Here is a 14,133-nt window from a genome sequence, read left to right on the forward strand (position 1 = left end):
CCGGCCTTAGGTGCCGGTTAAGCCGGATACCAGCAGTTTATTTACGATGACCCCGATCACGATCGCAATTCCAAAGCTCAGCAGGGTGCCGATGAGGATGTATTCGGTCAGCTTCCGGTCTTGCCCTACTTTCAGATCGCTGAAACGGAAAACGGACTTGGCCGTTACCAGGAACCCGATGGCTACCCATTGCAGGTTGAGGATAAAGATCAGGACCAGTATGCGTTCAATATAGCCGATCATCATGCCCGCGTGTTGCAGCGATTTCGTTTCAATAATATCTGTTCTGATCTCCGTTGCCGGAGCCCACTTGGATAAGATCAGTTTGATGATTACAGAAACCGGGGTGGTCAGCAGTACCAGGCCGGTGGTGGTAATCAGCAGGGCATTCGCCTGCGAAGTGGTCAGGTGTATGGTAAATGGCTCCATCCACCAGGCCGCCCACACAATTACAGCAAGGTGCAATACCTGGTCCAGGATAAAAAATGTTTTCCTGTTTTTAGCCGTTTGCAGCTGAAGTTTTGCAAGATCAATCAGCAGGTGGCTGCCCGCAATAAGCGCTGCCAGCGGCAGGTACCGCAGATCCATGGTGATGAGCAGGATCAATGCAAAATGGATGAGTACGTGCAGGTACAGTTTGGCGCTTTTGTAGGTTTTACGTTCTTTTTCTTCTACCCAGCGGGACGGTTGTAAAACAAAATCGCCCAGTAGATGCGCCAGCAACAGTTGTAGGAGTAGTGTCATGTGTTAAGGCCGGTTATCGTTGTTTGATAAAATGTATTAAAATCCATCAGCAGGTCAAATTGTGCGCGTTTGCGGCTCTGACTTACGGCAGACTGATTGATCTTTAATTTTTCTGCGATCTGTTGCTGGTTCCAGTCGGGCTTTTCCAGGAACAACTGTACGATCTCCGCTGCCGCCGGGCTCCAATTGTCCATAATCAGCGATGCAAACCGCGCCATAAGGTTTAGGGCGGCATCGGTTTTCTCATCACCGGTAGACAGGGCCAGGGTGGTTTTTTCTTCTTTCATATTGTCAAATTTCCGGCCCGATCTTACAAATGCTGTTCCATTCGACTCTGTGATCTTTTCTGTTTGATAAGATGCACTTCCCAATCCAATGCTTAGCCGCACATCCAGGTCTGCTTTTTGTTTGATCATACTTTTCAACAGTATGCACTTAAAGAGGGCTTCAGACGGTGGTAACCGCAATTGAAAAGCATCCCCCCGGTAAATTTCCCAGTCTGCAGGGGTGTGACCTTGCTTTTTTAAAAAGCTTTTCAAGAGCGGCATCCATTCTTTAGGATCCATACTTTCCGAACGGATAATGTCTCCGGTAATGATCGCTATCATACTTCAAATATAAGCAAATAGGCTTATAAATTAAATTATAAGCTTAAGTGCTTATAATTTCTGTTATTAGGTAAAGAGCTTATAATAAAGAACGATAGTTGTATAAAAATACTAAAATAATTAGTATTTTGAAAATATTTTATCTGCCAGTGTTCCCGGGCCATCCGGGAAGTATGGTTGGTAATCGTTGTTTCATCGCTGAAAAAAATGGATAAGCGCCTGTGTCATTCAATCTTATACTCCATTTACTCCTCTTTTTTATCATTTATATGGTAAATTAGCTGCGCCATTTTAATTTTAAGCGTATATATTTAATTATGTTTCAACTAAACAATAAAACCGCCGTAATTACAGGAGGCGGAAGTGGCATCGGCAAGGCCGTGGCACTTTTATTTGCAAAAGCAGGAGCCGCCGTGGTAGTGGCCGATTTTAATAAAGAGGCTGCGCTGCAAACCATTGAGGAGATCCGCGAAGCCGGTGGCAATGCGGAAGGTATTTTCCTTGATGTGTCTAGCCAGGAAGCGGTTACTACGGCCTTTGGGCAACTGCCGGCGATTGATATACTGGTAAACAGCGCCGGGATCTCGCATATCGGAAAGGCAGATACCACCGGCGAAACTGATTTTGACCGGGTTTATAACGTAAATGTAAAAGGGGTTTACAATACGCTGCATGCGGCTATCCCCCGGATGAAGGCGCAGGGAAGGGGCGTGATCATTAATATGGCGTCCATTGCATCAAGCATCGGGTTGCCGGACCGGTTTGCTTATTCGATGAGCAAAGGCGCCGTACTGGCCATGACCCTGTCGGTAGCGAAAGATTATATCAATGATGGCATCCGGTGTAATTGTGTTTCACCTGCCCGTGTGCATACCCCGTTTGTAGATGGATTTCTTGCCAAAACCTACCCGGGCCGGGAACAGGAAATGTTCGAAAAATTATCAAAAACACAACCCATCGGCCGTATGGCAAAACCGGAGGAGATTGCCGCATTGATCCTGTACCTGAGCAGTGATGAGGCTTCCTTTATTACCGGCTGCGATTACCCGATCGATGGTGGGTTTATAAAGTTGAATAACTGATCATTTTTAACTGGTGAGCGATGGTCTTTGCTGAAAAAAAGCCAATAACTTAAAATATAGAAATACAAAAAATAAGGATATGAAATTAATACGGTTCGGACAACCGGGAACGGAAAAACCTGGTGTACTGATTGATGGTATACGTTATGATGCGTCTGCATTTGGAGAAGATTATAATGAAGCTTTTTTTGAAAAGAATGGCCTGGAGCGGCTGCGCCAGTTTGTAAATGAACAGGGTGCCGGTTTGCCAATTGTAGAAGAGAACGAACGCTGGGCCAGCTGTGTAGCCCGTCCTTCCAAGATCATTTGCATCGGTTTAAACTATGCCCTGCATGCAAAGGAAACCAATGCCCCTGTTCCGAAAGAGCCGGTGGTATTTTTTAAATCTACCACGGCTTTGTGCGGACCCTTTGATGATGTGATCATCCCAAAGAATTCGGTTAAGACCGACTGGGAAGTGGAACTGGCCGTGGTGATCGGCAAGAAAGCGTCCTATGTGGAAGAAGCAGATGCATTGAATTATGTAGCCGGATATGCTTTACATAACGACTACAGCGAGCGGGAATTCCAGATCGAACGCGGCGGTCAATGGGTAAAGGGAAAGAGCTGTGATACTTTTGCGCCGCTGGGGCCCTTTATGGCAACAAGCGATGAAATTGAAAACCCGAATAACCTCAATCTCTGGCTGAAAGTAAACGGAACCACCATGCAGGATTCCACTACTTCCGATTTTATTTTTAATATTCAGCAGGTGATCAGCCATCTGAGCCAGTTTATGACCCTGTTGCCCGGTGATGTGATTTCCACTGGAACTCCGGCTGGCGTAGGGCTGGGACAAAAACCTGAACCCTGGTACCTGAAACCCGGCGATGTGATAGAGCTGGGCATTGAAGGACTGGGCACATCAAAACAAACCGCAGCGGCGTATCAGAAAGGATCGTAAAAATCTTGTTTTAGAACCATTAAGAAATGAAGCAGTATCTTATCTGTTCTTCATTTCTTAATGGTTTATTATAAGCGCTGAATTTATATTATTTCACCGCTTCCAGCTTTTCACCCGTCCAGCGGTATTTGGTGGCTTTATTGGTGCTGTATTTAACATTATTGCTGTCCCAGCTGGCAACTTTTTGTCCCTCTTCAAAAAGGACTTCTCCGGCTACCTCCTTTTCAATAATCATATCTTTGATCCCCTCCATATCGCTGGGATAAATAAAATAAGTACGGTCAAAGTATTCCCCGTCCGGCGTATCGAATTGTCTTCTTACAAAATGCAGTCGCTGACCGCTCCAGAAAAAAGTAAGCGTACCCCCGGCCTCGCCGCAGGATTCGGAACCTCCCTGTATTTCAATAATATCATCTACATTCTTTAGTCCTCTATTAGACCGGTTCTCGCAGCTGTATAAGCGGGGCGATGGGTTGCCCAAACCGTTAAAAGAAAGGCGCTGCAGCTCTGTGCCGTTTTTTGCCACGCGTATCTGCAATACAATACCGCTATCTGTAACCCGCTCTACCCCATAATGGAAGCTGATATCGGTGTTTTTTTGACTCCGGAAAGAGGCCAGCGCCAGTTTGCCACCCCATATAAATCCACTTTTGCCGTTATTATAGGATACCTTATACCAGGGGAAAATAACACCGTTCAAATTAAGGGCTACCGGACTGATGCCCACGATCTTCATCGGTGTACCCAGGGAAATAAGATCTGTGCTTTCTGCGTTCAGGGATGGAGCGGTACGGATGTTTACGCTATCTGCCAGTGCATAAACGGTCTGTTGTTTTTCAAACAATTGCAGCGTATCGGATTGTGCGTGCATTGCCAGGGTTGCAAGGCCCAGGCAGCAGGTAAAAAATGATCTTTTCATAGTATGTATAAAAAGAGAAAGGGGATCGCCCTTTCTCTTTGTGTATTCATTAATTGATGACTGTATGCGTACGCGTTACGGATACCAGGGATGCTTATTACATGGATTCCAATACCGCTTCAGTAACCCCTGTAAAGCTAAAGCCTCCGTCGTGGAAAAGATTCTGCATGGTTACATAACGGGTAAGGTCGCTGAACATAACGGAAATATAATTGGCGCAGTCTTCAGCAGGAGCATTGCCCAGAGGGCTCATTTTCTCCGCATAACTGATAAAATTGTCAAAGCCTTTTACACCACTGCCTGCGGTTGTTTTTGTAGGCGACTGGGAAATGGTATTGATCCGCACTTTTTTCTTAACGCCATAGTAATAGCCGAATGTGCGGGTAATGCTTTCCAGCAGCGCCTTGGCATCGGCCATTTCGCTATAGTCCGGAAATACGCGTTGTGCGGCAATATAGGTCAGCGCGATCACGCTGGCCTGTTCGTTTAATGCATCCAGGTCCCAGGCCGTCTTTAAAATACGGTGCAGGCTCATGGATGAAATATCGAATGTTTTATGATTCCAGTCGTAGTTTAAATCGGTATATTCCTTTCCCTTGCGCACATTTAAGCCCATACCTACAGAGTGCAGGATAAAATCAATCTTACCTCCAAAATGTGCGACTGATTGTTCAAACAGGGCCTTCAGGTCATCCATATTCGTAACATCCGCACCAATTACAGGGGCATTGCCGCATTCTTCTGCCAGCTTGTTGATTTCGCCCATGCGTAATGCCACCGGAGCATTGGTCAGCACCAGTTCTGCCCCTTCACGGTAACATTGCTGTGCTGTTTTCCAAGCAATGGATTTTTCATCCAACGCACCAAAGATGATTCCCTTTTTCCCTTTTAAAAGATTATATGCCATAGAGTTGAATTATGAGCGGTAAAAATAAGAATATAATTGATCATTTCAGATTTTTATCCGGATGACGGTCCGGACCCGGTTTCTCACTCTTTATTTCTGCTTTCTCATTTTTTGAGAATTGCAGCTCCTGGTAATGCAGAATACCCTCCATTACGCCGATGGCTTGCCGCTCTTTTGAAAAGTATACATGCCGGCTCTTTTTAAGGAATCCCAGCTCCGGGCTGTGATTGGATACAACGATGCCGCGGGTATGGCCCCGCAACATGTCGATGTCATTGCCTCCATTTCCTGCCGTGATGAAATGATCCAGTGGCAGCTGCCATTTATAGCTCAGGTAGCGCACGGCATTTCCTTTCCCGGCCCTTACCGGTAAAATATCCAGGAACCGGTTGTCGGTCAGTAATATTTTCGCTCTTAGTTTGCGATCGTCCAGGAATTTGTAAAGATTGGCAAGATCACCTTCCCTAAAGCGGTCGTCTACATAGTAACTCAGTTTGTATTCCCACTGGGCATCGGGTTCCTGCAAATGCAAACCCGGATAATTTTCTAATGCGGTTACCAGCTCTTTCCGCTTCCATTGATGATTGATATGACTTTCCCAGCCGGGGTCAGGAAGAAAGTTGCGGGTATAGTAGATCTCTGTTCCGGCAGAGCAGATGAGGATATCGGGTTCCGGAAACCGGAATTGCTGCAGCGCCATCCGGGTTAGTTCTTTATTCCGGCCGGAAGCGATTCCAAAGATCACTTTGTTTTTATTGCTATCTACCCATTGTTTTATTTGGTCAAGGCCTGAATCATCGTCGCCTTCAACAAGTGTTCCGTCGAGGTCGGAAATAAAAAACAGTTCAGCCTTCATTAGCTTTTTGCCCAGGGGCAGTTCCTGCGTTTCTTTCAGCGCTGCGGTTGGCTTATAAATTTCATCAACCGCTTTGAGATAATTTTTTACATGCGCTTCCCAGGAATAGTCTTCCTGTCCTGCCCGTATGCCATTGGCAGAATACCGCTCCCAAAGCGTGGTATCGGCAATGATCTTCTTTAACGCATCGGCAACTTCTTTGGTGTTTTGCACATCTACCAGCATGCCGTTATGAGCGTTGCCGATGATCTCTTTCGGACCTCCGGTGGGTGAAGCCACAATCGGCAAACCACAGGCGGCCGCTTCTACGATGGTTAACCCGAAGTTTTCACCCGGAGTGGCATTTACAAATACGCCCTTGCGCTGCGCTGCCAGGCGGTATATTTCGGGCACTTCCAGTGAGGGGTCGTTTTTTTTGGGCAGGGCCATTTTACCGTAGAGGTCGTATTTGTCCATCAGTAACAGGAGCCGGGTAAGAATTTCCTGCTCATCTTCCGGCATTTGCGTAATGTCTTTACGTACACCGGCAAAGATGGCCAGGTTGGCCATACTTTGCAGTTCTTTATCCTGCCCGAAACAATCGATGATGGTCTCAAAATTTTTGCGCTTATCGGCACGCCCGATGGAAAGGATCAGGGGTTTGCCGGGGGCAAAGAGAAAACGTTCGATCTCTGAACTTACCCGGTACATGGCCTGTTCCTGCTCCAGCGGCACGGTAAAAGAAGGCAGGCCGATGCGGTAAAACGGATAAAATACTTCCGTATTGATACCGGGCGGAATGATCAGGAACCGGGCCTGGCTTTTATTAACATAAGCACTGTATTGTGTATCGATCTCGTGTTGTGTGCTCGCAATGATAAGGTTGGCCTGCTTCAGGGTTTTTTCTTCTTCATTTACCCTGCGGATCATATTAAATTTCTGGTTGATCGTTTCCTCCGAAAGCCCATCTTTTAAAAGAATATTCTTTTTGTTCAGCCCCAGCGAATGACCGGTAGCTATAAAAGGGATCTCGAAGATCTTGCTGATCTCCCCGGCTATATAATTGCCATCGGCATAATGCCCGTGTACAATATCCGGGTAGTCATCCTGCTGCTCTATAAAACGGATAACCTTGTCTACAAATTCATCAAGGTTATCCCATAAACTTTCTTTAGGTTTGTATAGTTGACCGCCACAGGTGATGCGTACAATACGGGCTTTGGAAGATATGGTTTCGATTTCATGATTGTAGGTTTCAGATACCCGTTTGTCGGCGATCCGTCTGGTGAAAAGATCCACCTTCCTGACCTGCGGATGATGAGACAGGGCTTCCAGTAATTCCAGCACGTATTTTACCTGTCCGCCCGTGTCCTTATCCCTTCCGATTTCAGGTTGCTGATACCGGATCAAGCCATGCGGACTAAAGAGTTGTATGTAATATTCCTGCATTGTGTATTCATTTATAAAAGGTAAGTATTGTTTCCCGGAAGGCGGGGATCGCCGGTGTTGATCCAGGAAGAGGGCTACTTACACAAAATTTCCGGTCACCATGAAGCAACAACCGGACCTAAAAACGGTTGAAATATAATTAATTTTTTAAAAATGGAACGATTAACTGATAATTTATATTCAGGATCAGGATTCAGTGAGTGGGAAATAGGCGATGTAACCATGATCCTGCATAAAGGCATATACCATCTTTTTCACCTGATCATTCCCAATCATGACTATATCGCCCATGCGGTTTCGAAGGATGGCATCACCTGGAGAAGGGTAAAAAATGCCCTGTTTGTGGGCGATCCCGGCGACTGGGATGATGATATGCTCTGGACCATGCAGGTGTATGCTACCAATAACCGGTTCGAGATGTATTATACCGGGCTGCAGCGTAAAGACCGGGGTGTAGTATCAAAAATTGGATTAGCGGTATCTGATAATTTATTCGACTGGGAGAAGGTGAATGATGAAGTGTTCCCATTTGGACCAAGGGCGCCGCATTATGAAACCTATGAGAATAATCCACGGTTGTGGATGAGCTTCAGGGATCCTTTCCGGTATGATTATGATGATAAAACTTTTTTTCTTGTTTGTACGCGGGCGGCTGCCGGACCCGTTTCGCGAAGAGGCTGTGTGGGCCTGGTGCAGCTGATGGAAAAGGAGCTGATCTTTCACCCGCCGCTGCATTTTCCGCGGATGTATGATGATGTGGAGTGCCCCTGTGTATTTGAACTGAATGGGCGTCATTATTTGCTGGGCTCGATCCGCGAGGATATAAAAGTACGGTATTGGTTTGCTCCTGATTTTATGGGAGAATATCATTGTTTTCACAACAACGTATTACTGCCACAGGGAAACTATGCTGCCCGCATTCAGAAGGATGGGGATTATTTGCTGATCTACAACTTCTTTTATGCAAACGGGAATGTAAATGCCCTGCGCATTTTTCCACCACCCAAACAGCTGGAAACAGATGACCGGGGAAGACTGGTGCTGAAGAGTTATTACCGGTGGGATCAGATGGTGATCCAAACCCTTGTGCAGAATGAAATGGGATCCATCATTCCGCTCTTCAACAATCCTACGGCATCCTTTGAGCAGGCGGATGATAAATGGACCTGTGGTTCCCGCAGCGGGTATGAAGTTTTTGTGATACAGAAATCGGCACCCAGTTTTATCTGGGAGGGCATACTGGCAGTGGAGGGTATGGGTAAGCTGGGACTGGTAACGGATATTGATGAAGAGGGATCGGGATATTATTATAGTTTTGATGTGATCAATAGCGTGGTACATCTTCAACGCTGGGGTTTTAACGCAGCCAATACCCGCTCAAATTTTATTTACAATGTACTCCAGGATAATATCTTTCATTTAAAAGAAGAAAAGGAGTTTCATTTCCGGCTGATCCGTTACGGCAATTATATAGAACTGGCTATTGATGGCATTGTAAAATTGTCCCTGATCGATTATACCTACTTTGGAAATGGCATTGGTTTGTATTCGGCCTCTTCATCCATCTCCCTCAGAAGTTCCACGCTGAAAAACCTGCCTGTACCGGAGAGTGAATACGGGGACTGATGGCGGGCAAACTTATCAATATCCGAAGACCCTGTAAATGTTAAACGTAAACCCTATTTTCAAATTAGCACATTTCCACATTATCAAATTAATCGTTGGGCTTTTTCTTCTCCATATCCATTAACCGGTTCATGTATTCTTCCTGGTTCGTCAGCAGCTGATCCAGTTTTTCATGCAGGATGCGTACTTCCAGTTCCGATTTCAGGTTCACCATATAATCCATTTTGGCGCGAACGCGGTCTTTTTCTTCCTGGCGGTTCTGGCTCATCATAATGATGGGGGCCTGGAGCGCCGCCAGGCAGGACAGGATGAGGTTGAGCAGGATAAAGGGATACGGGTCGAATCCCTTATTCTGTAACCAGTAAAGATTCAGGGCGATCCATACAAGAAGAAAAACGATAAAGGAAATGATAAAGGTCCAGCTGCCTCCAAAGCCGGATACACGGTCGGCCAGCCGCTGCCCCAGGGTTAATTTGTTGTTGTCGTCCTCATCAATCATATCAGATATGATCGTTTGATTGGTCATGGATGAGATCACACTATCTTCCAGTTCTGAAAGCTGATGAATATCCCGTAGCAGGTATTTGGAGATATACCGCAGCTTGTATTCATTGAGCTCGTGGTAAGGAATGCTGTCCGACCGTTTAAGATCCGGACGTTCCAGTTTGATGTATTCAAACAAAGCAGGACGTAGTTGCCGGCAGGGAATATTTTGATTTTCCTTACCGTGGCTGTTTTGCGAACCGGTAAATACGGAGTCGTTCATTCCTGTAGTTTTGATAAAGCTACGCTTTTGCCGGCGTATTTTAAAGTCTTTTAAAGCGGCTTTACCGGCGCGCGCTGGAGCGCCGGCTAGCGATTATCCGTTGAGGAGACCGGGAGGACCGGCGGATAAGACGGGTCATATAAATGATGATAACCAAACTCAATGTCTTCCCGGTCATTCATGTTCTTCTGCCTGTAGTATTTACAGAAATAAAGGCCCTCCACAAATACCGTGTTGCCGCTTTCATTAATCTAGGTTAAGCGCAGCTCCGGATAAGGGTGTTATTTTTGTAGCTAAAATAAAAAAATATGGAACTCGGTATCAGTATGTTTGGAGACCTTCATTTTGATCCTGCAACCAATACGGTGCAGGCGCCGGGTGAACGGTTGAAAGAAATTATAGAGGAAATAAAATTGATGGATGAGGTAGGGCTCGATTATTTCGGTATTGGTGAGCATCACCGCCCAGATTATGCCGTTCCTACCCCGGAAATTGTGCTGGCAGCGGCATCAGCGGTTACCAAAAATATCAAACTGGGAAGTGCGGTGTCGGTGATCAGTTCATCGGACCCGGTGAAGTTGTATCAGAATTTTTCGATGGTAGACCTGCTTTCCGGCGGCCGGGCCGAACTTATGGCCGGCCGGGGCAGTTTTATTGAATCCTTTCCCTTATTTGGATATGACCTGCGCGATTATGATGCTTTATTTGAAGAGAAACTGGATCTGCTGTTAAAGATCAATAAAGAAGCGGTGATCACCTGGAAGGGCAGGCACCGGGCGCCTTTGCAGGAGCAGATGGTATTACCAAGAGCCACCAATAATCACCTGCCGGTATGGATCGCTGTGGGCGGTACACCTTCATCTGTAGAACGCGCCGGCCGTTTGGGATTGCCATTAATGATTGCCATTATCGGCGGATCTCCGGCTCAGTTTCAACCCTTTTTTGAATTGTATAAAGAAACCTATCAGCAATACGGACACCCGATGGATCAATACCAGGTAGGGATTCATGTGCATGGATTTTATGGAGAAGACAGCGCCGCGCTTAGTGAAATGTATTACCCGATATACGCTGCCCAGATGGATCGTGTGGGGCGTACAAGAGGCTGGCCGCCTTACCGGAAGAACCAGTTTGATTTTGGAAAAACGAAGAACGGCGCGCTGGTGATCGGAGATGCCAATGAGGCAGTTGATAAAATTTTATACCTGCAGGAATTATTCGGACTTACCCGTTTTGCCACGCATATGGATACCGGTGCACCTAAGCACAAGGATATTATGAAATCGATCGAGATTTATGGTACTAAAATAGCACCAAAGGTAAAGGAGGCGCTGAAGAAACAGGGGTAGCAGGTTAATGCTGTTTTGCTGAGGTACTGAAACGGATTCAGGGGCGGCAAGTCTGGTTATGCGGAAAAAGCATAACTGGCCGCAGGCATATCCAGGTTGGCCTTGTAATATTTGTTCCGGTATTCAATAGGCGTGAGGCCTGTTACCTTTTTAAACACATCCCGGAAGGCCTTGGTATCTGTATAGCCTACGTCATACATCACTTCGTTTATATTCAGCCGCTTGGTTTCAAACTTGCGTTTGGCTGCCTCAATGCGTACCCGCTGAATATATTCCAGTACCGTATTGTTGGTGGCCTGTTTAAACCTGCGTTCAAAACTTCTCCGGCTTACGGCAATGAGTGCGGCCAGCTGGTCGATACTGATGCGGTCGCCGATGTTTTTTTCAATAAAATCCTGGGCCTTTATAACGCCTTCATCATTATGATCTTTCTGACCTTTAAAAATGGAAAAGGCATTCTGGCTGTTCCGGTCGATATCGATCGCAAAATATTTGGCAAGCAGGATGGCTGTTTCGCGGTTGGTATATTTTTCTACCAGGTATAGCAGCAGGTTCCATATCGAATTGGCACCGCCGCTGGAATATACGCCGGCTTCATCAGTGATCACTGTACCGTCGGTAATTTCAACCTGGGGATAGAGCTGCAGGAACTCATGGTAATATGCCCAGTGGGTAGAGCATTTTTTATGATCGAGTATGCCGGTGGCTGCCAGCAGGAACGCGCCTAAACAAAGCGATGCCACTTCGGTGCCACGCGCATGTATGGCTGTGATCAGCGATAACGCCGGTTCATTAGCTGCCACCGCCTTGCGCATATCACCATCAATCAATGCGGGAATGATCAGCAGGTCGGCTTCTGTTACTTCCTTAAGCAAACGGTCTGTCGTTACCGCATATAACCCGTTGGAAAGCGGGATCGTTTTCTGTAAACCCACCAGCTCCACTTTGAATTTTGCGGGGTAGCCATTGGCCATAAGAAATTCATTGGCGGTCTGAAAAATTCTTGCCGCCGGCGTAATGGCTTCAATTACCCCGTTGATAGGAACGTAAATACAGATCCGTTTCATGTTGAAAATTTTCGTAAAGATAATTAATGTAACTGTCGCGAACAACCCCTTTCAATGGCGTATCTGCCACTGTTATAAACGCCTCATTTTAACCAATTTTGTGTTTGAAAGAATCGCCAGTGATCCGGATAAAATCATATTTAACATTTAACGGGAATTGCCGGGAGGCCATGCTTTTTTATAAAAAATGCCTGGGGGGAGAATTACATCTTCAAACATTGGGTGAGTCTGTAGGTGCCGATCAATTACCAAAGGCGCTGGAAGCCTATGTTTTACAGGCTTCGTTGCGGTGCCCGCACGCAGAAATTATAGCAACCGACCTGGTTCCCGATGAAGGATGGTGCCCGGGTAACAATATTGCGCTGCTGCTGGAATGCAGGAGCTTAAATGAATTGATGCAGGTTTACCAGCGGCTGGGGAAGGGCGGAACCGCTACGCAACGGGTGGTGCCTACAAAAACCGGGAGTTACTATGCTTCCCTGACCGACCGCTTTGGCATCCGGTGGATGCTGAATTTTACACCGGAACACCTTACCGTACCGTAACATGAAAACAGCTCACATAATACTCCTTTATAAAAAGGATCTTGCCTCTTGCCTGGTAGTTGGCCAACACGGCATGCAGTGCCCGCTCAAGTCGCTTATTCGGCCCTTTACGGCCATTAAAGCGGATATAGGAAATATCAAAAGAACTGCCATAATTATGAGAGCTCAATCCTGAAGTGGCATTCCCATTCACCTGTCGCAACCGGCTTTGTGCGTGTACCGTTCTGGTAAGCGAGGTAACGGTAAAGGTACTTTTGGTTTGGGCATTGAAGGAACGGGCGATCTGGTTCAATACGGCCTTGGCTCTTGGTGTAAGATACGGGGCACTGTAATCGAGTTTTTGAACCCGGTATCCTTTTCCGGCGCTGACCTTTGTCAGCTGTTTTTTACCCACATAGTTTTTTACCTGTGTGCTGCTTTTTAATAAAGGTACCCCATGTTGCCGTGCTACATCCAGGTGCGCCTTATAACGTGCGCTTTGGGCAGAGACAGGCGTGCCGGTCACTAACGCCCAACAGAACAGGATGATATAAAACAGGCCTGGCTTCATGAATTGCGGATGTGTAAACAGCGCAAAGATAGGGAAGCCAGGCCTCATGCATTATAGGATATCGGTAAAAGTTCGCTGCGGAAGGTTCCGGAATACTTTATGTGGAAGCTGGGTCTTCGGATTGATAATGGACCAGCCAGTAAGAAAAATGATCCAGAAATCAACACGGAGGCTCTTATGCTGGTGATACCACATTTCCAGTTCACCTTTATAAGGTGCGATCACTTTTTCATAGTATTCCACACGATCCATCTTGGTGTTGGTCAGCAACTGCTCTTCATCCCTGAAAATAATGGAGCCGATTCCCGTTATTCCGGGCACGGAGTCGTATACCCTGCTTTTAACCGCATGGGGATACGCATTGAATGTTTTGTCAACCAGGGGACGGGGCCCCACAAGGCTCATATCGCCTTTTATCACATTCAGGATCTGCGGAAGCTCATTGATCTTTGTCATTCTTAAAAAACCCCCGATCGGAAGCAGCCTGGGATCATTCCGGACGGTGATCAGCCCGGTTCCCATGTTGGGGCTGTTCTTGAGCATAGTAGCAAATTTAATGATGTGAAAATAGTTGTTTTTATACCCGATCCTTTTTTGCCGGTAAAAAATATAATGTTCGCCTGTTAATAACAGGATGATCACAATTGGGATCGTAAGCGGTAATATAACAATGAATACGGTTAAAGACACAAGAAGGTCAAAGAGGCGCTTAAAAAAGGAATACATTGTTTGAGTTTAGAGGG

At 46.3% G+C, this 14,133-nt stretch carries 14 protein-coding genes; 5 read left to right on the top strand and 9 right to left on the bottom strand.

The features are described 5' to 3' along the window. Positions 1-6: 6 nt before the first annotated feature. Positions 7-744, bottom strand: a complete 738-nt coding sequence (locus Q1V85_RS22270) for a DUF3307 domain-containing protein (RefSeq protein WP_300603443.1) — start codon at positions 742-744, stop codon at positions 7-9. Continuing rightward, entirely contained in the window at positions 741-1,352 is a 612-nt protein-coding gene (locus Q1V85_RS22275) for a SatD family protein (protein ID WP_300603446.1), read from the bottom strand. Before Q1V85_RS22275 ends, Q1V85_RS22270 begins: the two co-directional genes overlap by 4 nt. A 317-nt stretch (positions 1,353-1,669) precedes the next feature. Between Q1V85_RS22275 and Q1V85_RS22280 the strand changes: the two genes are divergently transcribed. Continuing rightward, positions 1,670-2,434 (top strand): glucose 1-dehydrogenase, encoded by a 765-nt coding sequence (locus tag Q1V85_RS22280; RefSeq protein ID WP_300603449.1) that lies wholly within the window; start codon positions 1,670-1,672, stop codon positions 2,432-2,434. A 79-nt stretch (positions 2,435-2,513) separates the two neighbouring features. Next, positions 2,514-3,377 carry a fumarylacetoacetate hydrolase family protein gene (locus Q1V85_RS22285; RefSeq protein WP_300603452.1) on the top strand — a complete coding sequence of 288 codons (864 nt, stop codon included), beginning with the start codon at positions 2,514-2,516 and terminating at the stop codon, positions 3,375-3,377. Between the two features lie 88 nt (positions 3,378-3,465). Here the strand turns inward: Q1V85_RS22285 and Q1V85_RS22290 are convergent, their stop codons facing one another. From Q1V85_RS22290 to Q1V85_RS22300, 3 genes are all read right to left on the bottom strand, one after another. Continuing rightward, positions 3,466-4,296, bottom strand: coding sequence for an SH3 domain-containing protein (locus tag Q1V85_RS22290; protein WP_300603454.1), 831 nt, complete (start codon positions 4,294-4,296; stop codon positions 3,466-3,468). Between the two features lie 97 nt (positions 4,297-4,393). Next, on the bottom strand, positions 4,394-5,203 hold the full coding sequence (locus tag Q1V85_RS22295; RefSeq protein WP_300603457.1) for an SDR family oxidoreductase: 810 nt from the start codon (positions 5,201-5,203) through the stop codon (positions 4,394-4,396). 40 nt (positions 5,204-5,243) lie between these two features. Further along, positions 5,244-7,487, bottom strand: a complete 2,244-nt coding sequence (locus Q1V85_RS22300; protein ID WP_300603460.1) for an HAD family hydrolase — start codon at positions 7,485-7,487, stop codon at positions 5,244-5,246. A gap of 153 nt (positions 7,488-7,640) precedes the next feature. On the opposite strand from Q1V85_RS22300, the gene Q1V85_RS22305 reads away from it, so the two are divergent. Next, positions 7,641-9,113, top strand: coding sequence for a glycosyl hydrolase family 32 (locus tag Q1V85_RS22305; protein ID WP_300603462.1), 1,473 nt, complete (start codon positions 7,641-7,643; stop codon positions 9,111-9,113). Positions 9,114-9,201: 88 nt separating this feature from the next. On the opposite strand, the gene Q1V85_RS22310 is transcribed toward Q1V85_RS22305, so the two are convergent. After that, complete coding sequence (locus Q1V85_RS22310) at positions 9,202-9,879, bottom strand: DUF1003 domain-containing protein (RefSeq protein WP_300603464.1); 678 nt, start codon at positions 9,877-9,879, stop codon at positions 9,202-9,204. Positions 9,880-10,187: 308 nt separating this feature from the next. Here Q1V85_RS22310 and Q1V85_RS22315 point away from each other — a divergent pair, with 308 nt between their 5' ends. After that, positions 10,188-11,228 (top strand): LLM class flavin-dependent oxidoreductase, encoded by a 1,041-nt coding sequence (locus Q1V85_RS22315; protein WP_300603466.1) that lies wholly within the window; start codon positions 10,188-10,190, stop codon positions 11,226-11,228. A gap of 56 nt (positions 11,229-11,284) precedes the next feature. Here Q1V85_RS22315 and Q1V85_RS22320 read toward each other — a convergent pair whose 3' ends face one another. Then, positions 11,285-12,295 (bottom strand): helix-turn-helix domain-containing protein, encoded by a 1,011-nt coding sequence (locus Q1V85_RS22320; protein ID WP_300603468.1) that lies wholly within the window; start codon positions 12,293-12,295, stop codon positions 11,285-11,287. Positions 12,296-12,399: 104 nt separating this feature from the next. On the opposite strand from Q1V85_RS22320, the gene Q1V85_RS22325 reads away from it, so the two are divergent. Further along, positions 12,400-12,840 carry a VOC family protein gene (locus tag Q1V85_RS22325; protein WP_300603471.1) on the top strand — a complete coding sequence of 147 codons (441 nt, stop codon included), beginning with the start codon at positions 12,400-12,402 and terminating at the stop codon, positions 12,838-12,840. On the opposite strand, the gene Q1V85_RS22330 is transcribed toward Q1V85_RS22325, so the two are convergent. Both Q1V85_RS22330 and Q1V85_RS22335 read right to left on the bottom strand, forming a co-directional pair. Continuing rightward, complete coding sequence (locus tag Q1V85_RS22330; protein ID WP_300603474.1) at positions 12,827-13,390, bottom strand: DUF5715 family protein; 564 nt, start codon at positions 13,388-13,390, stop codon at positions 12,827-12,829. The genes Q1V85_RS22325 and Q1V85_RS22330 overlap by 14 nt on opposite strands. 51 nt (positions 13,391-13,441) lie before the next feature. Next, on the bottom strand, positions 13,442-14,116 hold the full coding sequence (locus tag Q1V85_RS22335) for a sugar transferase (RefSeq protein WP_300603477.1): 675 nt from the start codon (positions 14,114-14,116) through the stop codon (positions 13,442-13,444). Positions 14,117-14,133 lie beyond the last annotated feature (17 nt).

Source organism: Niabella sp., assembly GCF_030150205.1.
Lineage (GTDB): Bacteria > Bacteroidota > Bacteroidia > Chitinophagales > Chitinophagaceae > Niabella.